This window comes from Caldimonas mangrovi, assembly GCF_023721835.1.
Classification (GTDB): domain Bacteria; phylum Pseudomonadota; class Gammaproteobacteria; order Burkholderiales; family Burkholderiaceae_C; genus Caldimonas; species Caldimonas mangrovi.
Genome location: NZ_JAMKFE010000012.1, coordinates 119,000 through 141,512, shown reverse-complemented (window position 1 = coordinate 141,512; position 22,513 = coordinate 119,000). Strand labels below are relative to the sequence as shown.

Sequence of the window (22,513 nt, the reverse complement as noted above, 5' to 3'; positions counted from 1 at the left end):
AAAAGCGGCGTCCGAGGACGCCGCTTTTTTGGGGCCGTTCAATGCGGCTTGCGCGGCCGCCGGAACGACTTGGGCCGGTACACGTTGCCGTCCCACTGCCCGTCGCCGCGGGCGCGCCGTATCGCTTCGTCGGTCGCGCGTGCAGCCTTGCGACGCGTGGGCCACCAGTGCCAGACCGCCGAGGCACGGCGGCGGCACGCCCACCAGATGCGCAAAGCCACGCGGTCGAGTCGCTGGCGCCGCCGCTCGCCGATCACCATGCGCAGCAGCAGGATCACGCAGATGGCCAGGACGACGCCGGCAAAGCTTTTCTCGATCACGGTCGGGCCTCTGGGCAAGGGTGGGGCGGTGGATCGCATGACTATCGCACAGCGTCAGCAGGCTTGCGGGCACAGCCTTGCCAGGCGAGTGATGCTTTCCACGCTCAGTCGCACAGCGCGCGGCACAGCGCCGTGCCCGACAGCGCCTGTTCGGTGGCGTCTGCCAGGCGCTCCAGACTCTGCTCGCGCAGTGCACCGAGGTCGAATGCCGCGGCGCCGTTGAGGCCAGCCCATCGCAACAGCGCTGTCAGCGCTTCGGGCGTGTCGAACAGGCCGTGCACATAGGTGGCGAGGATCTGCCCGTCGGCGTCGAGCGCCCCGTCGGGCCGCCCCAGCAGGTCGAGCGCCGGGCGCTCCAGCGCGGCGCCGGTGCTCACACCGGCATGGATTTCGTAGCCTTCGACGCAGGCGCCATGTCCGGCGAGTCGGCCGCTCACGCGGCGCAGCTGCTTTTCGGCGGCGAGTGTGGTGTGCAAGTCCAGCAGCCCCAGACCGTCCATCGAACCGGCAGGGCCTTCCAGGCCGAGCGGGTCGTGCAGCGTGTGGCCGAGCATCTGCATGCCGCCGCAAATGCCGATCAGCTTGCCGCCCAGCCGCAGGTGGCGGCGGATGTCGCGGTCCCAGCCGTGGCTGCGCAGGGCGCGCAGGTCGGCCTGCACGCTTTTGCTGCCGGGCAGCACGATCAGATCGGCCCCGGGCAGCGGCCGGCCGGGCGCCGCGAACACCAGTTCCACCTGCGGGTGCAGGCGCAGGGCGTCGAAGTCGGTGTGGTTGGAGATGCGCGGCAGCACCGGGACCACCACCTTCAGCCGGGGGCTGCGGTCCGTTGGCCGCTCGCTGTGCGGCAACGTGTCTTCCGCATCGAGCGCCAGCCCCTGCAGGTAGGGCAGCACGCCGAACACCGGCTTGCCGGTGCGCTGTTCCAGCCAGCGCAGGCCGGGCTCGAGCAACGCGAGATCGCCGCGAAAGCGGTTGATGACGAAGCCGCGGATGCGCTGCTGCTCGCTGCTGCTGAGGCAGGCGAGGGTGCCCAGCAGGTGCGCGAAGACGCCCCCACGGTCGATGTCGGCCACCAGGAGCACCGGGCAGTCGACACTTTCAGCAAAGCCCATGTTGGCGATGTCGCGGTCTCGCAGGTTCACTTCGGCCGGGCTGCCTGCGCCTTCGACCAGTACCACCTCGTGCGCGGCGAGCAGCCGCTGGTAGCTCTGCAGCACGTACGGCAGGGCCAACGGCTTGTACTCGTGGTAGCCGACGGCGTCGGCATTGAAGCGGGCACGGCCCTGGATAACTACCTGCGCGCCGGTGTCGCTGTTCGGCTTGAGCAGCACCGGGTTCATGTCGGTGTGCGGTTCCAGCCCGCAGGCCTGGGCCTGCAGCGCCTGCGCACGGCCGATCTCGCCGCCGTCGGCCGTCACGGCGGAATTGAGCGCCATGTTCTGCGGCTTGAAGGGTGCAACGTCGCGGCCGTGCCGTCGAAACACGCGGCCCAGTGCCGCGACCAGCGTGGACTTGCCGGCATCACTGGTGCAACCTTGAATCATCAGGGTGCCGCGAAAGTCGCGGTAGAAGCCGTCGGTGCGCATGGGCGGATTATGATTTCGCGCTTCGCCCTGCATGAACTCCTTCCTTCTGCCATCGCTGCTGAACGTCGACTGGGCCTGGGCCCTGTTGCTGGGCGTCGGGCTTGACGTCGCGTTCGGCGAGCCGCGGCGCTGGCATCCGCTGGTGGGTTTCGGGCGCTTGGCACTGTGGGTCGAGCAGCGATGCCATCGCGACGGCGGCTCACGCGTCGCGGGCCTGGCGGGCTGGGCGCTGTTGCTCGCGGCGCCGCTGGCGCTCTTGCTGGGGCTGCGCGCCTGGCTGCCGCCCGGGTTCGGCTGGCTGCTCGACGGCGTCGTGCTGTACTTCGCGCTCGGGGCGCGCAGCCTGCACGAGCACGTTGCCCGGGTGCGGCGTGCGCTGGTGCACGGCGACATGCCGGAGGCCCGCTCGGCACTGCAGGGCATCGTGACGCGTGACTGCTCGGAACTCGATGCACGCGGCGTCGCGGGGGCCGCGATCGAGTCGGCGCTCGAGAACGGCAACGACGCGATCTTCGCGACACTGTTCTGGTTCGCCGTGGCCGGCAGTCCGGGCGTGCTGGTGCACCGGCTGGCCAATACGCTCGACGCGATGTGGGGCTACCGGAACGAACGTTTCCTGCGTTTCGGCTGGGCCGCCGCACGCGCCGACGACCTGTTGAACTGGGTGCCGGCACGGCTCACGGCCTTGAGCTATGCGGCGCTCGGCTACACCAAGCTGGCGCTGTGGTGCTGGCGGCACCAGGCGCCGCTGTGGGACAGCCCCAATGCGGGGCCGGTGATGGCTGCCGGCGCAGGCGCGCTGAGCCTGCGGCTCGGCGGGCCGGCGCGCTACCACGGGCAGGTCGAGACGCGCCCCGTGCTGGGGGCTGGGCACGCGCCGGAGCCGCGCGATGTCAGCCGTGCACTGGCACTGGTGGCCAGTGCGATGCTGCTGTGGCTGGTGGTGCTGAGCCTGCTGCATCTCGGGGCGGTCCGATGAGCTGGCCGTGGCCCCGGGTGCCGCACGGCGCTGATCTTGCCCGCGCCCGCAGCCTTTACGGCGAGCCGGCGCTCGGATGGATGGATTTGTCGACCGGCATCCACCCTCGCGGGTGGCCCGCCGAAGCCTGTCGGGTCAGCGAGGCCGCATGGCGCGAGCTGCCGGCGCCGCCACGGCAGGTGCTGGACGCCTTCGAGCGCTACTACGGCGCCGGTGCGTGGCCGGTGGCAGGCTCGCAGGCGGTGATCCAGGCGCTGCCGCGCGTGTGGCGGCGGCTGCGCGGTGCGGCGGTGGTCGAAGTGCTGGCGCCTTCTTATGGGGAACATGCGGCGCGGTGGTCGCTCGAGGGGCATGCCGTGCGGTTGACCGCCGCGCAGCACCTCGGCCGCGAGCGCGCCGACGTGATGGTGATGGCGCTGCCCAACAACCCCACCGGCGAGCGTTGTTCGTCGATCCGGCTGCACCAGCTCGCGGCCGCCTGCGAGTGGCTCGTCGTCGACGCCGCGTTCGCCGACGCGGACGACGGCGACCATGGCATGCGCATGCCGGCGAACGCCATCGTGCTGCGTTCGCTCGGCAAGTTCTTCGGCCTGGCCGGATTGCGCGTCGGCGCCGTGCTGGCACCCGAGCCCTGGCGCGCGGCGTTGATCGCGGAACTCGGACCGTGGGCGGTCAGCGGCCCGGGGCTGGAAGTCGCTGCGGCAGCGCTGAGCGACGCGCGTTGGCAGCACGACGCACGACAGTGGCTTGCGGCGCAGTCGCGGGCGCTCGGCGAGCGCCTGTCGCGCCACGGCCTGGCGCATCAGGGCACCGCGTTGTTCCGCACCGCGCGCTTGCCGCAGGCCCGGGCGCTGCACGAGGGGCTGGCGCGCGCCGGCATCTGGACGCGGCTGTTCGAGCTGCGCGATCCGGAACCCTATGAGGCGGTTCGCTTCGGCCTGCCTGCCGACGAACGCGCGCTGCAGCGGCTGGACCTCGCACTGGGCAAGGTCCTCGAGGAGATGTCCAAATGAAATGGGCCGTCATGGGGTTCGTGATGGCAGTGGCCCTGCCTGCGCCTGCGCGGGCCGAGCCGGTCTCGGTCGTCGACGATCATGGCCACCTGGTCACGCTGCCGGCACCGGCACGGCGCATCGTCAGCGTCGCGCCGCACGTCACCGAACTGCTGTTCGCGGCCGGCGGCGGCGAGCGCATCGTCGGAGCGGTCGAGTTCAGCGATTACCCGGCGCAGGCACGTGCGATTCGCCGCGTCGGCGACAACAAGGCGCTGGATCTCGAAGCCGTCGCGGCGTTGAAGCCCGATCTGGTGGTGGTCTGGCGGCACGGCAATGCGCAGCGACAGCTGGACAAGCTGCGCGGCCTGGGCATTCCGATGTACCAGAGCGAACCCAAGCGGCTGGGGGACATCGGCCCCGCGCTCGAACGGTTGGGTCGGCTGATGGGCACCGAGGCGGTCGCCCGGCGCGAAGCGCGGGCCTTCGCCGCCGGGCTCGCGGGGCTGCGGACACAGTATGCCCAGCGCTCGCCGGTGCGTGTGTTCTATCAGGTGTGGCGCTCGCCGCTGATGACGCTGAACGACACGCACATGGTCAGCGACGTGATCCGTCTGTGCGGTGGCGTCAACGTCTTCGGCGACCTGCAGGCACTGGTGCCGACGCTCAACGAGGAAGCGGTGCTGCAGGCCGACCCTGAAGTGATCCTGACCGCGGCGATGGGCGCCACGTCGTCCAAGCGCCCGCTCGACGACCTGGAGGGTTGGAAGCGCTTCGGCGGCCTGCAGGCGGTGGCGCGCGGCAACCTCTATGCCATCGATGGCGACCTGTTGAACCGGCCCACGCCGAGGCTGCTGCAAGGCGCGCAGCGCGTCTGCGAAGTGATGGACGAGGCGCGCCGGAAACGTTGAGCGTCAGCCGCCGAACAGCGCGGCTGCTGCCTGCGGCTGTGACGCGAAGTACGCATGGAAGAAAGAAGCGGTGAGCGAGCCCTCGCGGTAGACCGCCTCCGGCCCGCCATAGCGCCGCGGCTGCGTCAGCGCGGCCGGGGTCAGCGGCGCATGGACCTCGAGCCGGCCGTAGTGGAACACGTGGCCGCGCAGCTCGCCGTGCGGCAGGCGCCAGCTGTGCAGCCCGATGCCGGCGAGGCGCTCGCCCATCACTGCGGTGGCGTCGAGCAGGCCCGCCATCGCGTGCTCGTGACCTTGCGAGTCACGCAGCGTGCGGGCGCAGACCATCATGCCGCCGCATTCGGCGACGATGGGCCGCTGCGCCTCGTGGCAGGTGCGCAGGCTATGCAGGAAGCGTGCGCTGCGAGCGAGCCGCGCAGCGTGCAGCTCGGGGTAGCCACCCGGCAGATAGACAGCGTCGGCCTGTGGCGGCACCGGGTCGTCGGCCAGTGGCGAAAAAAGCACCAGGCGCGCGCCCAGCCGCGACAGCGTGTCGAGATTGGTCTCGTAGCAGAAGGAGAAGGCCGCGTCGCGCGCGACGGCGATGGTGCGTCCCTGCAGCGTCGCCGGGTCAACCGTTGCGACGGGTTCCGGTGTCAAGGGGTTGCGCCATGGCGGCACTGCACGCAATGTGGCGATCTCGAGATGCAGGGCAGCGTCGAGAGCGTTCCAGACGGCGCTCAGGTGAGTGCGCATCTCTTCGGCCTGGACGAGCCCCAGATGCCGTTCCGGCAGCACCGGTTCGCAGCGCTGCAGGTACCCGGCCCACGGCAGCTCGGTCGGCAGGCTGTCGCGCAGCATGCGCGCATGGGCATTGCCGGCCACGCGGTTGGCGGCGGCACCGACCCACTGCAGCATGCGATGGCGGCCGTAGGCTTCGAGCCCGAGCGCGACGGCACCGAAGGTTTCGGCCATCGCGCCGGCATCGAGCACCGCGAGCACCGGAACGCCGAGCTGCGCGGCGAGGTCGGCGCCGCTCGGCTGGCCGTCGTACAGGCCCATCGCGCCTTCGATCAGCAGCCAGTCCGCCTGCTGCCCGCCGTCTGCGAGCAATTGGGCGCAGCGCTGTTCGCCGACCATCCACAGGTCGAGGTTGTGGACCGGCGCACCGGTGACCTCGCGCAGGAAGCCGGGGTCGATGAAGTCCGGCCCGACCTTGAAGGCACGCACCCGTTCACCCAGCGTGCGCAGCCGGTGGGCCAGGGCGCAGGTGTAGCTGGTCTTGCCCTGTCCGGATGCACTGCCCGCAATCAGGAGCGCCTGAACCATGCAAGCCTCACAGTTCGATGCCCGGCTGCGCGCGGATGCCCTGGGAGAAGGCGTGTTTGATTAGCCCCATGTCGGTGACGGTGTGCGCCACCGCAAGCAGCTCGGGCGGCGCCGCGCGCCCGGTGACGACGACGTGCTGCATCTCCGGGCGGGCCAACAGGTCGCCGACCACACGGTGTACATCGAGGTAGCGGTGCTTCAACGCGATGTTCAGTTCGTCGAGCAGCACGAGGCCCAGGCTGCGGTCGCGCAGCATCTGGCAGGCGACGGCCCAGGCTGCCTGCGCCTTCTCGATGTCGCGGTCGCGGTCCTGGGTGTTCCAGGTATAGCCCTCGCCCATCACGTGGAAGCGCACTTCGTCGGGGAAGCGGCGGAAGAACTGCTCCTCGCCCGTCGGTACCGCTCCCTTGATGAACTGCACGATCCCCACCTTCATGCCGTGCCCCAGCGCGCGGGCCACCATGCCGAAGCCGCTGGAGCTCTTGCCCTTGCCGTTGCCGGTGGCCACGAGGATCAGGCCGCAGTCGCGGTCGGCCGCATCGATGCGCGCGTCGATGACGGCCTTCTTGCGCTGCATGCGCCCGCGGTGGCGCTCTGCGAGGCTGCTGTCGTCTGGTGTTTCCATGGTGGTCGGTGTCGGTGCGCGGCGCGCCGCGCTGGTTTATTGTGGTGCGGGGAGGTAATAGGTGTGCGCCTCAAGTGTGACCGGCAGCATCCGGCTGCCGTAGGCGCGTTGCAGGTATTCCGGTATGAGCACCTCGTGCAGCGGTCCGGCGAGCCAACGGGGCGCGCGGGTCTCGGCAGGCAGGCACAGCAGGGCGTGCGTGCAGCAGCGCAACGCGAGGTTCACGTCGTGCAGCGACATCAGCACCGAACGGCCGTCCAGTCCCGCCAGCAGCGAGCACACCGCCAGTTGGTGCGGCACGTCCAGGTGGGCGGTCGGCTCGTCGAGCAGCAGCAGCGGCGTGGTCTGTGCCAGCGCTGCGGCCAGGGCGACGCGCTGGCGCTCGCCGCCGGACAGGCTGCGCACGTCCTGCGAGGCCAGGTGTTCGACATCGCACTGGCGCAACGCGCCGTGGGCGATGTCTTCGTCGCCGGGATCGAGCCAGCCCATGCGCCCGGCATAGGGCTGGCGCGAGGCGAGCACCACGTCGAGTGCCGACAGCGCAAAGGCATCGTGATGATGTTGCGGGCACCACGCGCGCAGCGTGGCGAGTTCGCGCGTGCCGATGCGGCCCACCGGCCGCCCGCCGAGGTGGACCTCGCCGGCGGCTGCGGGCAGCAGCCCCGCCAGCGTGCGCAACAGCGTGGTCTTGCCGCACCCGTTGGGCCCCAGCAGGGCCCAGCGTTCACCGCGGCCGACCCGCCAGTCGAGGCCGTCGACCAGCCGGCGGTGCCCGGCCGTGACGCCCAATCCGTGCGTCGACAGCAACGGCGCGTCCTTGGCGCCTTGCGCCTGTCCAGCGTTCATGCACGCCCCCCATTGCGCAGCAGCAGCCACAAAAAGGCAGGCACCCCGATGAAGGCGGTCAGCACGCCGACCGGCAGTTGCATCGGCGCCACCAGGGTGCGTGCGAGCGTGTCGGCCAGCACGAGGAAGGCGCCCCCGCCCAGCGCGCAGGCCGGCAACAGCAAGCGCTGGTCGTTGCCGACCGCCAGTCGCAGTGCATGCGGCACCACCAGCCCGACAAAACCTATGCTGCCTGCCACGGTGATCGCAAGCCCGGCGGCCAGCGAGGCCATCACCACCACCGCGATGCGCAGCCGCCGCACGTTCACGCCGAGCGCCTGGGCCGGTGCATCGCCGAGCAGCATCAGGTTCAAGTCGCGCGCGAGCAGCAGCGCGACACCCAGCAGCACCGCAGCACCGGACAGCGGCAGACCGTAGCGGTCGGCGCCATTCAGGTCGCCGAGCAACCAGAACACCATGCCGCGCAACTGGCTGTCGGGCGCGACCGACAGGATGAAGGCCACGACGGCACTGAAGCCGGACGCAACGATCACCCCGACCAGCAGCAGCTGCACTCCGGCGCCTGCGCTGTCGGCGTGGTGCCGGAAGGCGCGGGCGCCGAGCAGGAAGACCAACGCCGTCGCACCGATCGCGCCGGCCGAGGCCCCCGCGCTGACCCACCACCAGCCGGCGCCCAGCCACAGCGCCGTGAGTGCGCCCACCGAGGCGCCGCCGGAGACGCCCAGCACATAGGGCTCGGCCAGCGGGTTGCGCAGCAGCGTCTGCAGCAGCGCGCCGGACAGCGCGAGCAGCGCGCCGCACGCGAGGGCGGACAACGCGCGGGGCAGGCGCAGCGTGAGGACGATGGCCTCGGCGGCCGGGCTGCCCCGGCCCAGCAGGACGTCGGCGACGGCCGACAGCGGCAAGGTCTGGCTGCCCAGGCTCAATGCAAGCAGCACGCAGCCTGCCGCCGCGGCACACAGCAGCAGGGGCAGGAGAGGCGAGCGGCGGCGCGCTAGAGCGGCGCCCACTTCAACTCGACATAGAACATGCGACCACCGATGGCGTAGTTGCGCGCGAGCTCGTAGTGCTTGTCGCCCACATTGTCGATGCGTGCGAGCAGGGTCCAATCTTGCGCGAAGCGCTTGCTCGCGTAGAGGTCGACCGTGCCGTATCCCCCCAGGCGCACGGTGTTGCCGGCGTCCTCGAAGCGCTCGGACGCGAGTTTCACGTCCGTCCCGACCGTCCAGCCACCCAGGACCGTGTCGGCGCCCAGGCTGGCGTGGCGTCGCGAGCGGCGTGGCAGGAGGTCGCCGCTGTCGCGATCACGCGGCCGCTGGAAATCGACCGAGCCGTTGAGGTTGACGCCGGCCACCCGGTGCGACGCGGTCAGCGTCGCGCCGAGGTATTCGGCGCGACCGACGTTGTCGTAGCAGCCGGGGAAGGCGCCGGTGCCGTTGGGGCAGGGGCCGGGGCCAGGCACGTAGTCGATCAGGTCCGTCAGGCGGTTCCGGTACAGCGTGGCACCGAAGCTCGTCGCGTCGGCGCTGTAACGCAGACCGAGCTCGACATTGCGCGACGACTCGGGCTGCAGGTCGGCCTGGCCGTACTGGCTGAAGCGATGAAACAGCGTCGGTGCGCGGAAGGCGGTGCCGGCCGACGCCGACACGCGCCAATGCCGTGCGAAGTCGTAGGCATAGGCCGCGCTGCCGGTCGTCTCGCCGCCGAATTCGCTGTCCTCGTCATGACGCACGTTCAACTGCACGGTGTGGGTCCGGTCGGTCCAGCCGTAGCCCAGCGCCACCGCATTCTGCGAGCGGCTGCTGCGCGGCGGGGTGTTGCTGTCGTTGTGCAGGCGGTCCACACGACGCTCGAGTGCGGCGGTGAACAGATGAGTGCCGAGGCGCCATTCGTTCTGCCAGAGATAAGTACGCACGCGCGTGTCCGTCAGGTAGGGCGACGGCATCGTCTCGTAGCGGTCGCGGCCCTCCGTCACGGCAACGCGTGTGGTGTAGGCGTCGCTCCATTGGGCCGACCAGTTCAGCGCAGCGGTCTGCAGCTTCAGCCGGCTGCGGTCGTTGTCGGCACTGAAGAAGCCGTCGTACTGCGCTTGCATGCGGTTCGAGAGGACCGACGCTTCGATGCGATGACGCTCGTTCAGCGTCCATCCCAGCTTGACCGAGCCCGAGGTGCTGCGGTGGCCGTCGCGGTCGGGGTTCTGACCCGCGGCCTCGTTGGCATTGAAGCCCCGGCTGGTCTCGCGGGTGATGCTGGCGGCGTAGTCAAAGCCGCCCGAGGCACCGCTGATCCCCGCGCCCAGCTTTCCGGTGTGGTGCTCACCGAGACCGACGGCGACATTCGGCGAGAACGGACCTTCACCCTTGCGCGTGAAGATCTGCACCACCCCGGAGATCGCGTCGGAGCCGTACACGGCGGCGGCCGGGCCCCGCACGATCTCGATGCGATCGATCTGGGCCAGCGGAATCGCGTTCCACGAGGCGCCGCCGGTCGACTGCGAATCCACCCGCACGCCGTCGACGAACACCGGCGCGAAGCGGGTGTCGCCGCCGCGCACGAAGAGGCTGGTGGTCCCGCCCGGGCCGCCGTTGCGCACGAATTCCAGGCCAGGGCTGCGGCGCAGCACGTCGACGATGCCGGCGGCGCCGCTGCGCTCGATCGCCTCGCGGTCGATGACGGTCACGTCTGCGACCGCCTCCTGCACGCTTTGCGGCACGCGCGTGGCGGTGACCACGATGGTTTCGAGAGAGGCGTGCGACACGCGCTCCTGCGCCGCAGCGGCGAGCGGCAACGCCGCGCACACCGGCGCGGCTATCCATCGCGCACAGCGACGGGCGGGGACGAAAGTTTTCATGAGGATGGACAACAGCACGCTCGGGCCTGCTTCCCCGCAGGCTCGAACCCCATGGACGCACACGAGGCGCGTCCCCCTGTTGGCCGGTATCCGGGCTGGCAGAACCACCCCGGTCACCTTCCCAGCCTGCGTCACGCGAAGCCAGTGGTCGTGGACCGAAGCAGGAGCGACGACGTCGCTCCGTCTGCTTACCGTTGCGGGGGCAGCGCAGGTTGGAAGGCGGGGGGCTCCCCGGCGCTTCTTCCTGCTTCCCGTTTAACTGCGCCGCCGGGCGGCGGCGCGAGCACCAACGGGCCGCATTGTAAGAGCGACCCGTCGATGGCGTCGGGATGGAAGGCGCACAGGCGGACGCTGGAGCAAACGGCGCGCCTGCCATGCCTGCCGCCAGGCACCTGCTTGGGTGGAAGGCAGGCGCCGGCTTTCGGCCTATCGTCGCGCATCGCCAAGTCACAACCGGTGGTGTCGTTCGCAACCAGTTTTCTCGACACCGCCGGCATCCATCGAGGGAGAAGACCATGCCTGGACCACTCTCGGTCTGTCGTCTGCGTCTGGTGGCCAGCGGGCTCGCCATCGCCGTTCTGGCGTCTTGCGGCGGCGCGGCGAGCGAGCCCGAGCAGCACACTGCAGTCGCCCCGCCAGCGGCCACCGAGCAGGCGGCGGCGGCACGGTCCGTCGCCGACATCCCGGTCGACGACCTGCAACCGGCGCCTGATGCGCATCGTGTCGGCATGTGGACGCCGCTGGCGAACTGGCCGCTGCTGGCGATCCATGCGAACGTGCTGCCCGACGGCAAGGTGCTCAGCTGGGGCTCCAGCTTGTCGGAGAGCGAAGGGGCGAAGGCGCTCCAGTTCGCGCAGTGGGACCCGTCGTTCGGGCTGCAGGGCACCGCGCACGAGGTGTTCCCAAGCCCGGCAGCGATCGACTCCTTCTGCAGCGCCAGCACGATCGGCGTGGACGGCCTGGTGCTGATCGTCGGCGGCAACACCTTCTGGAAGACCGCGCAATGGGACCCCGAGCGCAGCCTGCTCGTGGCACGCGCATCGCAGATGCACCAGCCGCGCTGGTATGGCAGTCTGGTCCGGCTGCCCGATGATCGTGTCGTGGTGGTCGGTGGCAACAACATCGAGCGGCCGCCGGCGGCATACGGCGACACCCCTGAGATCTTCAGTGCCGCCGAGGGTTGGCGTCCGCTGCTCGGCGCCCGCAGCCCCGAGGCGTTCGGTGCCGTCGACGGGCGATGGTTTTATCCGCGCGCCTTCCTGGCGCCGGACGGCCGCGTATTCGGCATTTCGAACGACCTGATGTGGCGCCTCGACACGTCGGGCGCGGGCCAACTCGAGGTCCTGGGCACCGCGCCGCACCGGCTCGGCGTGACCGGTACCGCGGTGATGTTCCGCCCGGGGCGCATCTTGCTGGCGGGCGGCGGCACGGCCACCATCCACAGTGGCTCGGCAAGCGCGGGGGCCGCCGTCGTCGACCTGCGTGGCGACCTCCCCCAGGGCCGGCCGGTGGCCCCGATGAAGCACGCGCGCAATCACCTCAATTCGGTGCTGCTGCCCGACGGCAAGGTGCTCGTCACCGGCGGCACCCGCTATGGCAACGCGGGCGACACCGCGGTCTATGCGGCGGAGTCATGGGATCCCGACACCGAGCAGTGGACCGAACTGGCGCCGGCCGCGGAGATCCGCGTCTACCACTCGGTGTCGCTGCTGTTGCCCAGCGGCGCCGTGCTCAATGCCGGCGGCGGCGCGCCGGGGCCGGTGTTCGCGAAGAATGCGCAGGTCTACTTCCCGCCGTACTTCTTCAAACAGCAGGCCGACGGCACGGTCACGTGGGCCGATCGCCCGGCCATCCGGCAGGCAAGCGCTTATGCAGGCTACGGCCCGGGTGCCGACAGCACGATTCGGATGGCGGATTGGCGACGCATCCGTTCCGTGGCGCTGGTGTCGCTGGCTGCCGTGACGCACGGCCACAGCACCGACCTGCGCTACGTGCCAGTACCGTTCTGGCAGAAGGGCAACCGGCTCAGGCTGCGCTTCAGCGAGTTCGGGCCGGCACAGGTGCCGCCGGGGCACTACCAACTGCACGTGGTCGACGATCAGGGCGTGCCGTCAGCCGCGGCCATCGTCGAATTCCGCAGTGGCGCCGGCAATGTCGCCGCCGAGGGCACAGCGAGCCAGTCGAGCGAGGTATGGCCGGCACAACGCGCGCTCGACGGCGTGCTGAACAGCTACGCAAGCACCGAGGACTGGCAGCACGATCCCTGGTGGCGACTCGACTTCCCGTCGTCGCGCCCGGTGGCCGGCGTAATGCTGTTCAGCCGCCAGGAGCAGACCTGCAGCTCTGGCGAAGATTGCCCCGGCGACCTGCGGGACGTCACCGTCTCGCTGCTCGACGACGCCGGCGTTGCCGTGTGGAGTTCGGAACTGCTGAACCCGCAGAACGCGCTGCAATCGCCGGGCCGGTTGAACGTCGACGTGCGGCACGCCGCCGGCACGGCGGTGCGTGCACGCAGCATAGTCGTCAGCCGTCGTTCCGACGTGCCGGCGCCGGAAACCGACGAGACGGGCCACGCGCTGTCGCTGGCCGAGGTCGAGGTTCGTGAGGGCCCGGTCAACCTTGCGCTGCGCCGGCCGGCCCGCCACACCGGCACCCTGTACGGCATGTACGCCGGGCTGGCGGTCGACGGCAACTACGCCGGCGAACTGGGCAGCAAGCGGCTGTCGCTGACCGTGCGGGCCTACCAGCCGTGGTGGGAAGTCGACCTGCGCGCCGTGCGCCAGATCGACAGCATCCGCCTGTGGGGACGCATCGACACCTGCTGTGCGGCGCAGCTGGACTTCTACGTGCTGGTCTCCGACACGCCGTTTCCGACCGTCTCGCTCGCCGACGAGCTGGCACGCCCCGGCGTGCGCAGCTATCACGTGCCGAGCCTGGAGCGGCGGCGCGCTGTCGACATCGCGATGGCCGCCGGCCAGACCGGCCGCTATGTGCGTGTCTGGCTCAACGGCGAGAACTCGCTGGCACTGGCCGAAGTGGAAGTGTTCGGGCGTTGAGGTGCCGCGCAGCGTTCAGCGGGTGCGCCGGGCCGCACCTCGCAGCATCAGCACGACGCCGCACAGCACCACGCCTGCCGCCATCCACTCGTAGCTCGTGATGTGCTCGCCCGCCACTGCGACACCGAGCAGCATCGCGATCACGGGGTTGACGAAGGTGTAGCTGGAGGCGAGCGCCGCGCTGGCGCGGCTCAGCAGCAGCATGTAGGCGTTGAACGCGATCAACGAGCCGAACACCACCAGGTAGAGCCATGCCCCGGCGGCCAGCGGCTGCGGCGGCCATTCGGGCGTTTCGCCGGTCCACAGCGCCAGCACCATCAGCACGGCGCCGCCACAGATCATCTCGCTGGCGAAACCCATCGCCCCCGGAGCCATCGGCAGGCTGCGCTGGCTCAGCACGCTGCCCAGCGACCAGGTGACGCAGGCGATCGCGATCGCGGCGAGCCCCACCGGCGAGGCCTGGAAGCCGGCACCCTGCGTCAGCATCAGCACGCCGGTGAGGCCGACCACGATGCCGGCCAGTTCGGGCCGGCTCGGGTAGATGCGCCACAGCAGGTTGAAGGCCGCGATCATCAACGGCACCACGGCGATGAAGGCCACCACCAGGCCCGAGCCGACGGTCTGCTCGGCATAGGCCGTACCGCCCATGCCGCCGCCGAGCATCAGCGTGCCGACGATCAAGGCGTTGCGCCACTCGCGTGCCCCGGGCAGCGGCTTGCCGCGCCAGCGCATCCATGCCAGCAGCACCAGGCCGGCCAGCAGGAAGCGGGTGCCCATCTGGAAGAACGGCGGGAAGCTGACGAGGGCGTACTTGATCGCCAGATAGGTGGAGCCCCACACCAGCCAGGTGGCGGCGAGGCACAGGGTGATCAGCGGGGTGAGGGCGCCGGAAGGGCGCACGGCGGTGGTGGCTGCGGTCATGGGAAAAAGGCGGCTTGCAGTTGCGTTCGAAGGAAACATCGTAGAAAAGCCGGGCGGCCCGCTGAAGTGGCGTTCAACGGAATGCGAGCCCATAATCCTTGGAATTCGAAAGCCGATACAGCTCGCTGCCTTGAACCTCGAACTCGACCACTATGACACCCGCATCCTGGCCGAACTGCAGGCCGATGCGCGACTTTCGATGGCCGAACTCGGGCGCCGGGTGCACCTGAGCCAGCCGGCCGTCACGGAGCGTGTGCGCAAGCTGGAATCGGCCGGTGTCGTCACCGGCTATCGCGCCACCGTCGACCTGAACAAGCTGGGTTATGGCATCCGCGCGCTGGTGCGGGTGGGCCGGGCCGACTACGCGCGGGTGGTCAAGCTGATCCAGCAAACGCCGGAGGTGGTCAACGCGCACAACGTCACCGGCGAGGACAGCTGGATCCTGGAGATCGCGGTGATCGACGTGTCCCACCTCGATGCGGTGGTGACGAAATTCTGCATTCTCACCGAAACCTCGACCTCGATCATCCTGAACGCCGCACGCGAGCACCAGATCATGCTGCCGCCCCGGCGCGAGGACGTGAAACCTCCCATCGAGAAAGTGAACAACGCATGACAGTCCCCGACTTCGCGACCTGCGACCTGTGCGATGCGCACAAGAACGACACCGACGGTGCCTTCCGCGTGCTGCCGCCGGTGTTTCGCGACTTCGGCAAGCGCCGCCGCTTCGCCGGCCCCGTCAGCACGGTCAAATGCCATGAGGACAACACGCCGGTGAAGGCCGCGGTCGATGAGCCGGGCCACGGCCGCGTGCTGGTGGTCGATGGCGGCGGGTCGATGCGCCGTGCGCTGCTCGGCGGCAACCTCGGCACGGCGGCGGCGAAGAACGGCTGGGCCGGCGTGGTGATCGACGGCTGCGTGCGCGACGTGGCCGAACTGGCCGACTGCGACACCGGCATCCGCGCGCTCGCGGCCATGCCGCTGCCGACCGAAAAACGCAACGAAGGCCAGCGCGACGTGGCCGTTCAGGTGCAGGGCGTGTGGGTGCGTCCCGGCGAATGGCTCTATGCCGACGAGGACGGCATCGTCGTGATGCCGGCGCCCGCCGCCTGACACTGCAAGACGTCCGCTGAGAGGGGGAAGGGCATGAGCACGACGCCGGCATCGCCGATTCCGCGCGAGCATCTTGCGCATCTGGAGCGGCGCGTGTCCATCATCGTGGGCACCCGCTCGGCCGCGCTGCAACCCAGCGTGATGCGCGGCCTGGGGTGCCGCGTCCAGCGCCAGCCCCTGCGGGTAACGGTGCTGCTGCCGGGCCAGGCGTGCGAAGAGCTGCTGGCCGACATGCGCACCAGTGACCGCATCGCGGTGGTGTTCAGCGAGCCGAGCACGCACCGCACGGTGCAGGTCAAGGGCGACGAGATCGCGATCGCGCCTGCCAGCCGGGCCGACCTGCAACTGCTCGAAGACTACGTCGAGCGTCTCACCGCCGAGATCAGCCAGCTCGGCTACCCGGAGCCGCTGATCCGCGGCATGCTGGCCTGCGAGCCGGGCGCGGTCGTTGCCGTCGGCTTCACGCCGCGGGCGTCGTTCGACCAGACACCGGGGGCCCGTCCGGCCGCGCAGGTGGAGGCATGAGCATGCCGCTGCGGCTCGACGACGTGCGCCCGTGCTTCGAAGGGGCGATCCCGGCGATGATGGCGACCTGCGCTCCGGACGGCACGCCGAACGTCGCCTACCTGTCCCAGGTGGAGTACGTCGACGGCGCACACCTGGCCCTGTCGTTCCAGTTCTTCAACACCACGCGGCGCAACGTGCTGGCCAACCCGCTGGTGGAGATTCTCGTCGTCCACCCGATGACGGCGGCCATCTACCGCATACGCGCGCGCTACTTGCGCACCGAAACGAGCGGGCCGCTGTTCGAGAACATGAAGGCCCGCCTGTCGGGCATCGCATCGCACACCGGCATGGGCGACGTGTTCAAGCTGCAGGGCGCCGACATCTACCATGTGCTCGGGCTGGAACACGTGCCCAAGCCCGACCTGCCGGCGCCAGCCGCCAGCCGCGCGCCGCTGCCGGCGCTGCGGCGTTGCAGCGAGCGGCTGGCCCGCTGCAGCGATCTCGACGAGCTGCTGCAGGCGACGCTGGACGGACTTCGCAGCGAGTTCGACATCCAGCATGCGATGCTGCTGATGACCGACGTCGGAGGCGGGCGCCTCTACACGGTCGCCAGCTGCGGCTACAGCTCGTCCGGCATCGGCTCGGAGGTGCCGCTCGGCCACGGCGTGATCGGCGTGGCGGCGCGCGAACGCACGCCGGTGCGCATCAGCCACATGACGGCCGAATACACCTACAGCCGGGCCATCCGGGACAGCCTGACGCGTCAGGGCCAGGCCGCCGCGCTGGAGCTCGAGATCCCGTGGCCGGGTCTGGCAGAGCCGCACAGCCAGCTTGCCGTGCCATTGTGTGCGGGCGGCGAACTGGTCGGCGTGCTGTTTGTCGAGAGCCTGCAGGACCTGCGTTTCAGCTACGACGACGAGGACGCACTGGTGAGCCTGGCTGCGCAGATAGCGCCGGCAGTGCGGCAATTGCAATCCTGTGCCGACCAGCCCGAAGAGCCGGTGCTGCAGACGCCGCCTGCGGGCCCGGCGGCTGTCAGGGCTGCAGAGCCGGTCACCGTGCGCTACTACAGCGCGGACAGCAGCGTGTTCCTCGGCAACGACTACCTGATCAAGGGCGTTGCCGGCGCCATCCTCTGGAAACTGCTGCGCGACCACGTCGAGCTGGGGCGCACCGAATTCACCAACCGCGAACTGCGGCTCGACGCGCAGATCCGCTTGCCCGACGTCAGCGACAACCTCGAAGCGAGGCTGGTGCTGCTGGCACGGCGCCTGGTCGAGCGCGACGCCTGTGTGCGCATCGGGAAGACCGGCCGAGGCCGCTTCCGTCTGGATGTGTCGTGCACGCTGCAGCTGCAGTTGGTGTAGTTCAACGCGCTGCAGCGTACTCGGGCCACGTCTGCGGCGCCGCCGGAACGCCGAGGCCGCGTGCGAGCTTGCTCCAATCGGTCGGGCTGAGTCGCGCGCGGGCCAGTCCCAGCACGGCGTCGAACACCGGTGCGGGCATGCCGTGCTGCATTTCGGTCAGCAGCGCGAGGCGCTCGTGTGCGGCCAGCGACGGCAGCATCCAGTACAGCACCTGAGTCATCTGGTCAGGACTGATGGACGCGACGAGCGCCCGGTGCAGTTCCATCAGCTGCGCGTCGGTGTAGTGCGCCCACAGCACGCTGTTGTGCTCGGTTTCCTCGTAGTGCATGTGCTCGAGGTTCTCGGCGACGAACAGTGCCAGTGCGCGGTACAGCCGACCGATGCCGGCGGCGCGCGCCTCGCCGTCCGCGGCTTCCGCCACGCCGACCAGGTCCTGCAGTTCGTCGATCGCGTCGAGGTGCATGCGGTGCTCGCCGGCAATCTGCTCTGACGCGCCGGCTTGCGCCTGTTCCAGCGCGGGGTGCATGAAGTCGTTCTCGTGCTGCACGTGCCGGCGCATGTTGTCGAGCAGGCTGCGCACCTGGGCCAGCGTGTCGCGTACATGGGAGGCATCGGCGGCGTCGGTCTGGCCGACCTTGACCAGCGTATCGGTCAGAAACAGGCGCAATGCCTTGTGGATGCCGGCATAGAGGTCCAGGCGCTGCACCTGGGGTGTGGCTGCGCAGGTGGCCGGGCGCAGGGCGGTCGTGTGGTCCATCGTGTCCTCGTGAGTCTCGGTTGAAGTGCGCCCCAGCCGTGGAGCAGTGCTCCCCGGCGACGCATGGCGAGACTGTAGGAACCGAGGCCAACGCAGGCCGCTAAATCTTCCTTATGCCGACCGTAAAGACTTCTTAATCCCTCCACGGGGGGATGAAGGAGGGGACAGGACAGGGGACAAGGGGGCGGCCTCAGCGCGGCGGATGCACCACTTCGAGCAGGCGGTCGAGCCCGCCTTCGTTGATCGCGACCATGGCCTGTTCGCGCACTTTGGGCTTGGCGTGATAGGCCACGCTCAAGCCCGCGGCGCTCATCATCGGCAGGTCGTTGGCGCCGTCGCCCACCGCGATCGCCTCCAGCGGCGAGCAGCCGACGCGCTCGCACAGCGCGAGCAGCTGGCGCTTCTTCTCCTCGCCGTCGACGATGTCGCCGACCACCCGGCCGGTGAGCCGACCGTTGTCGATCTCCAGCTCGTTGGAGCGGGCGACGTCCATGCCGAGGCGTTGCTGAACGCGGTCGGCGAAGTAGGTGAACCCGCCGGAGACGAGCAGCGTCTTCAACCCCGCCGTTCGCGCAGCGGTCATCAATTCCTGAGCGCCCGGGTTGAGTCGCAACCGTTGCTCGTAGACCTGCTGCAGGGCCTCCACGGGCACGCCCCGCAGCAGCGCCAGCCGGCGGCGCAGGCTTTCCTTGAAGTCGGTGATCTCGCCGCGCATCGCGGCTTCGGTGATCGCCGCCACCTCGGACTTCTTCCCCGCAGCGTCGGCGATCTCGTCGATGCATTCGATGTTGATCAGCGTCGAGTCCATGTCGAACGCGATCACCTTGAACCCGCTCAACTGCAGCGGTGGGGTGAAGATCTGGATGAAGAGGCCGGGCGCGAGTTCGGTGGACATGAGGCGAAGGTCGGGTGGATCGGGTGTCAGGCGGGCTGTGCGCTCGGTGTGCCGAGTGCACGCAGCACATCGCGAATGTACTGCGCACGGTCCTTCGGGTCCGGTGTCGGCTTGTCGATGCGCAGCTTGTCGTTGCCGGTGAGCTTGATGTGCCGGTTTTTCTGCACCAGCTCGATGATGCGCATCGGATCGATGGGAGGATTGGGGCGGAAAGCGATGTTCATCGCGGCTGGTGCGGCGTCGATTTTCGTCACGCCGTATGGTTTGGCGAGCACGCGCAGGCGGTGCACGTCGAACAGCGTCTGCCCCTGCGCCGGCAGCTTGCCGAAGCGATCGGTGATTTCTTCGAGCAACGCATCGATCTGGTCGGACTTCTCGGCCGAGGCCAGGCGTTTGTAGAGGTTGAGGCGCACGTGCACGTCGCCACAGTAGTTGTCCGGCAACAGTGCCGGCGCATGCAGATTGATCTCGGTGGTGACGGCCAGCGGCGACAGCAGGTCGGGCTCGCGGCCTGCCTTCAGCGAACGTACCGCCTCGGAGAGCATGTCGTTGTACAGCTGGAAACCGACCTCCTGCATGTTGCCGCTCTGGTTTTCGCCCAGCACCTCGCCGGCGCCGCGGATCTCCAGGTCGTGCATTGCGAGATAAAAGCCGGAGCCCAGCTCCTCCATGTTCTGGATCGCCTCCAGGCGCTGCGCCGCCTGCTTGGTGAGGCCCTCGACATCCGGCACCAGCAGGTAGGCGTAGGCCTGGTGGTGCGAGCGGCCGACGCGGCCGCGCAGCTGGTGCAATTGCGCGAGACCGAACTTGTCGGCACGCGACATCACGATGGTGTTCGCGGTCGGCACGTCGATGCCGGTCTCGATGATGGTCGAGCACAGCAGCACGTTATAGCGCTGCGCGACGAAGTCGCGCATCACGCGCTCCAGCTCGCGCTCGGGCATCTGGCCATGGGCCACGGCAATGCGGGCCTCGGGCAGCAGCTCCTGCAGCTTGTTGCGGCGATTCTCGATGGTCTCGACCTCGTTGTGCAGGAAGTAGACCTGCCCGCCGCGCTTCAGCTCGCGCAGCACGGCCTCGCGGATGGTGCCGGTGGTCTCGCTGCGCACGAAGGTCTTGATCGCCAGCCGCCGCTGTGGCGCGGTCGCGATCACCGACAGGTCGCGCAGGCCTTCGAGCGCCATGCCGAGCGTGCGGGGGATGGGGGTGGCCGTCAGTGTCAGCACGTCGACCTCGGCTCGCATCGCCTTGATGGCCTCTTTGTGGCGCACGCCGAAGCGATGCTCCTCGTCGATGATCAACAGGCCCAGTCGCGCAAACTTCACGTCCTGCGACAGCAGCTTGTGGGTGCCGACGACGATATCGATGGTGCCGTCGGCCAGGCCCTTGAGCGCCTGGTTGATTTCCTTGGTGGAGCGAAAGCGCGACAGCTCGGCCACCTTGACCGGCCAGTTCGCGAAGCGGTCGCTGATGGTCTGGTAGTGCTGCTCGGCCAACAGCGTCGTGGGAGCGAGCAGCGCGACCTGCTTGCCGCCGGTGACGGCGACGAAGGCGGCGCGCAGCGCGACCTCGGTCTTGCCGAAGCCGACGTCGCCGCACACCAGCCGGTCCATCGGCTTCGGGCTGACCAGGTCCTGGATCACCGCATGGATGGCCGCGTTCTGGTCGGGCGTTTCCTCGAAGCCGAAGCTCGCGGCGAAGGCCTCGTAGTCGTGCGGCGAGAAGCGGAAGGCATAGCCTTCGCGCGCCGCCCGGCGAGCGTACAGGTTCAGCAGTTCGGCGGCCGTGTCGCGCACTTGCTCGGCGGCGCGGCGCCTGGCCTTCTCCCACTGGCCGGAGCCGAGCCGGTGCAGCGGCGCCTCGTCCGGGCTGACGCCGGTGTAGCGGCTGATCAGGTGCAGCTGCGCGACCGGCACGTACAGCGTGGCCTTGTCGGCGTATTGCAGGTGCAGGAATTCGCTGGGCCCGTCGCCCGGGTCGATGTTCAGGAGGCCCTGATAGCGGCCGATGCCGTGGTTGACGTGCACCACCGGGTCGCCGACCTTCAGCTCCGACAGGTCCTTGATCAGCGCATCGACGTTGCTGACCTGCTCCTGCTTGCGCCGGCGCCGTGCCGACGGGCCGGTGGCGAACAACTCGGTCTCGGTGACGAACTGCAGGCCTTGCTCCTGGCCTTCGACCGCCCAGTGGAAGCCGGCCGCCAGCGGCGCAACCGCGATGGCGAACTTCTCGTCGCCTGCCAAGAAGCCCGTCAGCGACTCGACGCTGGGCGGCTCGATCTTGTTGTCGCGCAGCAGCTCGAGCAGGCTCTCGCGACGGCCGGCCGATTCGGCCACCAGCAGCACCCGGTGGGGCGTGGTGCCGACGTGCACCTGCAGCCGGCGCAGCGGCTCGGTGGCGCCGCGGTCGGCGCTGAGGTCGGGCAACGGGCGGGCCCAGTCGACAGCCTCGCTGCCGCGTACCGCGAGCTGTGCGTGCGCGTTGCAGAGCGTGAAGAAATCTTCCGGCTTCAGGAACAGGTCTTCAGGCGGCAGGATGGGCCGCTCCGGGTCGTGTTGCAGAAAGCGGTGGCGTTCGCGGGTGTCGGTCCAGAAGCGCTTGAGCGCTTCGTCGATCTCGCCGTGCAGTGCCAGCACGGCTTCGGCCCCGAGGTACTCGAAGATCGTCGATGTCTCGTCGAAGAACAGTGGCAGGTAGTACTCGATGCCGGCGGTCGCGATGCCGTTGCCGATGTCCTTGTAGATGCGTGCCTTGCTCGGGTCGCCTTCCATGCGCTCGCGCCAGCGCGAACGAAATTTCGCGCGTGCGTCGTCGTCCATCGGGAACTCGCGGCCCGGCAGCAGCCGCACCTCGGGCACGGGGTAGAGACTGCGCTGGCTGTCGGGGTCGAAGGTGCGGATCGAATCGACCTCGTCGCCGAACAGGTCGACCCGGTAAGGCACCGCCGAGCCCATCGGGAACAGGTCGATCAAGCCACCGCGCACCGCATATTCGCCCGGCGACACCACCTGGCTCACGTGCTGGTAACCGGCCAGCGTGAGCTGCGCCTTCAGCGAGGCTTCGTCGAGCTTTTCCTTCTGCTTGAAGTGGAAGGTGTACGCTGCCATGAACGATGGCGGGGCCAACCGCACCAGCGCGGTGGAGGCCGGCAGCAGCACGACATCGACGTCGCCCTGGCGCATGCGCCATAGCGTGGCCAGCCGCTCGGAGATCAGGTCCTGGTGCGGCGAGAAGGTGTCGTAGGGCAGTGTCTCCCAGTCAGGGAACACGGCGCAGCGCAGTTCGGGCGCGAAGAAGGCCAGCTCGTCGTTCAGCCGCTGGGCGTCGGCCGGCTCGGCGGTGACGATCGCGACGGGTGCCTTGCTCGCGGCCTGCTGGCGGGCGAACTGCGCCAGCAGCAGGGCATCGGCCGAGCCCGGCGGGCGCGGCAGCGTAAAGCGTTTGCCGGGGGCGATGGAAGGGATGAGCATGCGCAGATG

At 69.5% G+C, this 22,513-nt stretch carries 19 protein-coding genes and 1 riboswitch; of the genes, 8 read left to right on the top strand and 11 right to left on the bottom strand.

Annotated features, from left to right (window positions below; genetic code table 11):
* Positions 1-38: 38 nt before the first annotated feature.
* Positions 39-320 (bottom strand): hypothetical protein, encoded by a 282-nt coding sequence (locus tag M8A51_RS18625; protein WP_251780025.1) that lies wholly within the window; start codon positions 318-320, stop codon positions 39-41.
* A gap of 104 nt (positions 321-424) precedes the next feature.
* Complete coding sequence (locus M8A51_RS18620) at positions 425-1,906, bottom strand: cobyric acid synthase (protein ID WP_251780024.1); 1,482 nt, start codon at positions 1,904-1,906, stop codon at positions 425-427.
* Between the two features lie 31 nt (positions 1,907-1,937).
* On the opposite strand from M8A51_RS18620, the gene cbiB reads away from it, so the two are divergent.
* The 3 genes from cbiB to M8A51_RS18605 are packed head-to-tail and all read left to right on the top strand — an operon-like array spanning position 1,938 to position 4,788.
* Entirely contained in the window at positions 1,938-2,885 is a 948-nt protein-coding gene (gene cbiB / locus M8A51_RS18615) for an adenosylcobinamide-phosphate synthase CbiB (RefSeq protein ID WP_251780023.1), read from the top strand.
* On the top strand, positions 2,882-3,898 hold the full coding sequence (locus M8A51_RS18610) for an aminotransferase class I/II-fold pyridoxal phosphate-dependent enzyme (protein WP_251780022.1): 1,017 nt from the start codon (positions 2,882-2,884) through the stop codon (positions 3,896-3,898). The genes cbiB and M8A51_RS18610 overlap by 4 nt, the downstream gene beginning before the upstream one ends.
* A complete protein-coding gene (locus M8A51_RS18605) occupies positions 3,895-4,788 on the top strand; it encodes a cobalamin-binding protein (RefSeq protein ID WP_251780021.1) in 894 nt (297 codons plus the stop codon). Before M8A51_RS18610 ends, M8A51_RS18605 begins: the two co-directional genes overlap by 4 nt.
* Positions 4,789-4,791: 3 nt before the next feature.
* Here the strand turns inward: M8A51_RS18605 and M8A51_RS18600 are convergent, their stop codons facing one another.
* The 5 genes from M8A51_RS18600 to M8A51_RS18580 are packed head-to-tail and all read right to left on the bottom strand — an operon-like array spanning position 4,792 to position 10,418.
* On the bottom strand, positions 4,792-6,096 hold the full coding sequence (locus tag M8A51_RS18600; RefSeq protein ID WP_251780020.1) for a cobyrinate a,c-diamide synthase: 1,305 nt from the start codon (positions 6,094-6,096) through the stop codon (positions 4,792-4,794).
* A gap of 7 nt (positions 6,097-6,103) precedes the next feature.
* On the bottom strand, positions 6,104-6,721 hold the full coding sequence (gene cobO, locus M8A51_RS18595) for a cob(I)yrinic acid a,c-diamide adenosyltransferase (RefSeq protein ID WP_251780019.1): 618 nt from the start codon (positions 6,719-6,721) through the stop codon (positions 6,104-6,106).
* Between the two features lie 36 nt (positions 6,722-6,757).
* Positions 6,758-7,567, bottom strand: a complete 810-nt coding sequence (locus tag M8A51_RS18590; RefSeq protein WP_251780018.1) for an ABC transporter ATP-binding protein — start codon at positions 7,565-7,567, stop codon at positions 6,758-6,760.
* The gene (locus tag M8A51_RS18585) at positions 7,564-8,505 is read right to left on the bottom strand and encodes a FecCD family ABC transporter permease (RefSeq protein ID WP_251780017.1); all 942 of its coding nucleotides are present in this window, start codon (positions 8,503-8,505) and stop codon (positions 7,564-7,566) included. The genes M8A51_RS18590 and M8A51_RS18585 overlap by 4 nt, the downstream gene beginning before the upstream one ends.
* 56 nt (positions 8,506-8,561) lie before the next feature.
* Positions 8,562-10,418, bottom strand: a complete 1,857-nt coding sequence (locus M8A51_RS18580; protein ID WP_259372073.1) for a TonB-dependent receptor domain-containing protein — start codon at positions 10,416-10,418, stop codon at positions 8,562-8,564.
* A gap of 64 nt (positions 10,419-10,482) precedes the next feature.
* A riboswitch (cobalamin riboswitch) is annotated at positions 10,483-10,724 on the bottom strand.
* A 209-nt stretch (positions 10,725-10,933) separates the two neighbouring features.
* Between M8A51_RS18580 and M8A51_RS18575 the strand changes: the two genes are divergently transcribed.
* Positions 10,934-13,474 (top strand): galactose-binding domain-containing protein, encoded by a 2,541-nt coding sequence (locus tag M8A51_RS18575; protein ID WP_251780015.1) that lies wholly within the window; start codon positions 10,934-10,936, stop codon positions 13,472-13,474.
* 15 nt (positions 13,475-13,489) lie between these two features.
* On the opposite strand, the gene yedA is transcribed toward M8A51_RS18575, so the two are convergent.
* Positions 13,490-14,395: a drug/metabolite exporter YedA gene (gene yedA / locus M8A51_RS18570; RefSeq protein WP_251780014.1), complete on the bottom strand. Its 906-nt coding sequence runs from the start codon at positions 14,393-14,395 to the stop codon at positions 13,490-13,492.
* Positions 14,396-14,525: 130 nt separating this feature from the next.
* Between yedA and M8A51_RS18565 the strand changes: the two genes are divergently transcribed.
* The 4 genes from M8A51_RS18565 to M8A51_RS18550 are packed head-to-tail and all read left to right on the top strand — an operon-like array spanning position 14,526 to position 17,382.
* Entirely contained in the window at positions 14,526-15,011 is a 486-nt protein-coding gene (locus tag M8A51_RS18565; RefSeq protein ID WP_259372066.1) for an Lrp/AsnC family transcriptional regulator, read from the top strand.
* Positions 15,008-15,508 carry a ribonuclease E activity regulator RraA gene (gene rraA, locus M8A51_RS18560; RefSeq protein ID WP_251780013.1) on the top strand — a complete coding sequence of 167 codons (501 nt, stop codon included), beginning with the start codon at positions 15,008-15,010 and terminating at the stop codon, positions 15,506-15,508. Before M8A51_RS18565 ends, rraA begins: the two co-directional genes overlap by 4 nt.
* Before the next feature lie 33 nt (positions 15,509-15,541).
* Complete coding sequence (locus M8A51_RS18555) at positions 15,542-16,033, top strand: hypothetical protein (protein WP_251780012.1); 492 nt, start codon at positions 15,542-15,544, stop codon at positions 16,031-16,033.
* Positions 16,030-17,382 (top strand): GAF domain-containing protein, encoded by a 1,353-nt coding sequence (locus tag M8A51_RS18550; RefSeq protein ID WP_251780011.1) that lies wholly within the window; start codon positions 16,030-16,032, stop codon positions 17,380-17,382. Before M8A51_RS18555 ends, M8A51_RS18550 begins: the two co-directional genes overlap by 4 nt.
* Position 17,383: 1 nt before the next feature.
* Here the strand turns inward: M8A51_RS18550 and M8A51_RS18545 are convergent, their stop codons facing one another.
* The 3 genes from M8A51_RS18545 to mfd all read right to left on the bottom strand — a co-directional run bounded on the left by M8A51_RS18545 (position 17,384) and on the right by mfd (position 22,504).
* On the bottom strand, positions 17,384-18,139 hold the full coding sequence (locus tag M8A51_RS18545) for a hemerythrin domain-containing protein (RefSeq protein WP_251780010.1): 756 nt from the start codon (positions 18,137-18,139) through the stop codon (positions 17,384-17,386).
* 190 nt (positions 18,140-18,329) lie between these two features.
* Positions 18,330-19,034 (bottom strand): phosphoserine phosphatase SerB, encoded by a 705-nt coding sequence (gene serB / locus M8A51_RS18540; protein ID WP_251780009.1) that lies wholly within the window; start codon positions 19,032-19,034, stop codon positions 18,330-18,332.
* A 26-nt stretch (positions 19,035-19,060) separates the two neighbouring features.
* Positions 19,061-22,504, bottom strand: coding sequence for a transcription-repair coupling factor (mfd, locus tag M8A51_RS18535; protein ID WP_251780008.1), 3,444 nt, complete (start codon positions 22,502-22,504; stop codon positions 19,061-19,063).
* Positions 22,505-22,513: the final 9 nt, after the last annotated feature.

Coding starts and splice junctions, on each gene's coding strand:
- M8A51_RS18620 (WP_251780024.1), bottom strand. CDS start 1,906: ATGCGCACCGACGGCTTCTACCGCGACTTTCGCGGCACCCTGATGATT.
- cbiB (WP_251780023.1), top strand. CDS start 1,938: ATGAACTCCTTCCTTCTGCCATCGCTGCTGAACGTCGACTGGGCCTGG.
- M8A51_RS18610 (WP_251780022.1), top strand. CDS start 2,882: ATGAGCTGGCCGTGGCCCCGGGTGCCGCACGGCGCTGATCTTGCCCGC.
- M8A51_RS18605 (WP_251780021.1), top strand. CDS start 3,895: ATGAAATGGGCCGTCATGGGGTTCGTGATGGCAGTGGCCCTGCCTGCG.
- M8A51_RS18600 (WP_251780020.1), bottom strand. CDS start 6,096: ATGGTTCAGGCGCTCCTGATTGCGGGCAGTGCATCCGGACAGGGCAAG.
- cobO (WP_251780019.1), bottom strand. CDS start 6,721: ATGGAAACACCAGACGACAGCAGCCTCGCAGAGCGCCACCGCGGGCGC.
- M8A51_RS18590 (WP_251780018.1), bottom strand. CDS start 7,567: ATGAACGCTGGACAGGCGCAAGGCGCCAAGGACGCGCCGTTGCTGTCG.
- M8A51_RS18580 (WP_259372073.1), bottom strand. CDS start 10,418: ATGAAAACTTTCGTCCCCGCCCGTCGCTGTGCGCGATGGATAGCCGCG.
- M8A51_RS18575 (WP_251780015.1), top strand. CDS start 10,934: ATGCCTGGACCACTCTCGGTCTGTCGTCTGCGTCTGGTGGCCAGCGGG.
- yedA (WP_251780014.1), bottom strand. CDS start 14,395: ATGACCGCAGCCACCACCGCCGTGCGCCCTTCCGGCGCCCTCACCCCG.
- rraA (WP_251780013.1), top strand. CDS start 15,008: ATGACAGTCCCCGACTTCGCGACCTGCGACCTGTGCGATGCGCACAAG.
- M8A51_RS18555 (WP_251780012.1), top strand. CDS start 15,542: ATGAGCACGACGCCGGCATCGCCGATTCCGCGCGAGCATCTTGCGCAT.
- M8A51_RS18550 (WP_251780011.1), top strand. CDS start 16,030: ATGAGCATGCCGCTGCGGCTCGACGACGTGCGCCCGTGCTTCGAAGGG.
- M8A51_RS18545 (WP_251780010.1), bottom strand. CDS start 18,139: ATGGACCACACGACCGCCCTGCGCCCGGCCACCTGCGCAGCCACACCC.
- serB (WP_251780009.1), bottom strand. CDS start 19,034: ATGTCCACCGAACTCGCGCCCGGCCTCTTCATCCAGATCTTCACCCCA.
- mfd (WP_251780008.1), bottom strand. CDS start 22,504: ATGCTCATCCCTTCCATCGCCCCCGGCAAACGCTTTACGCTGCCGCGC.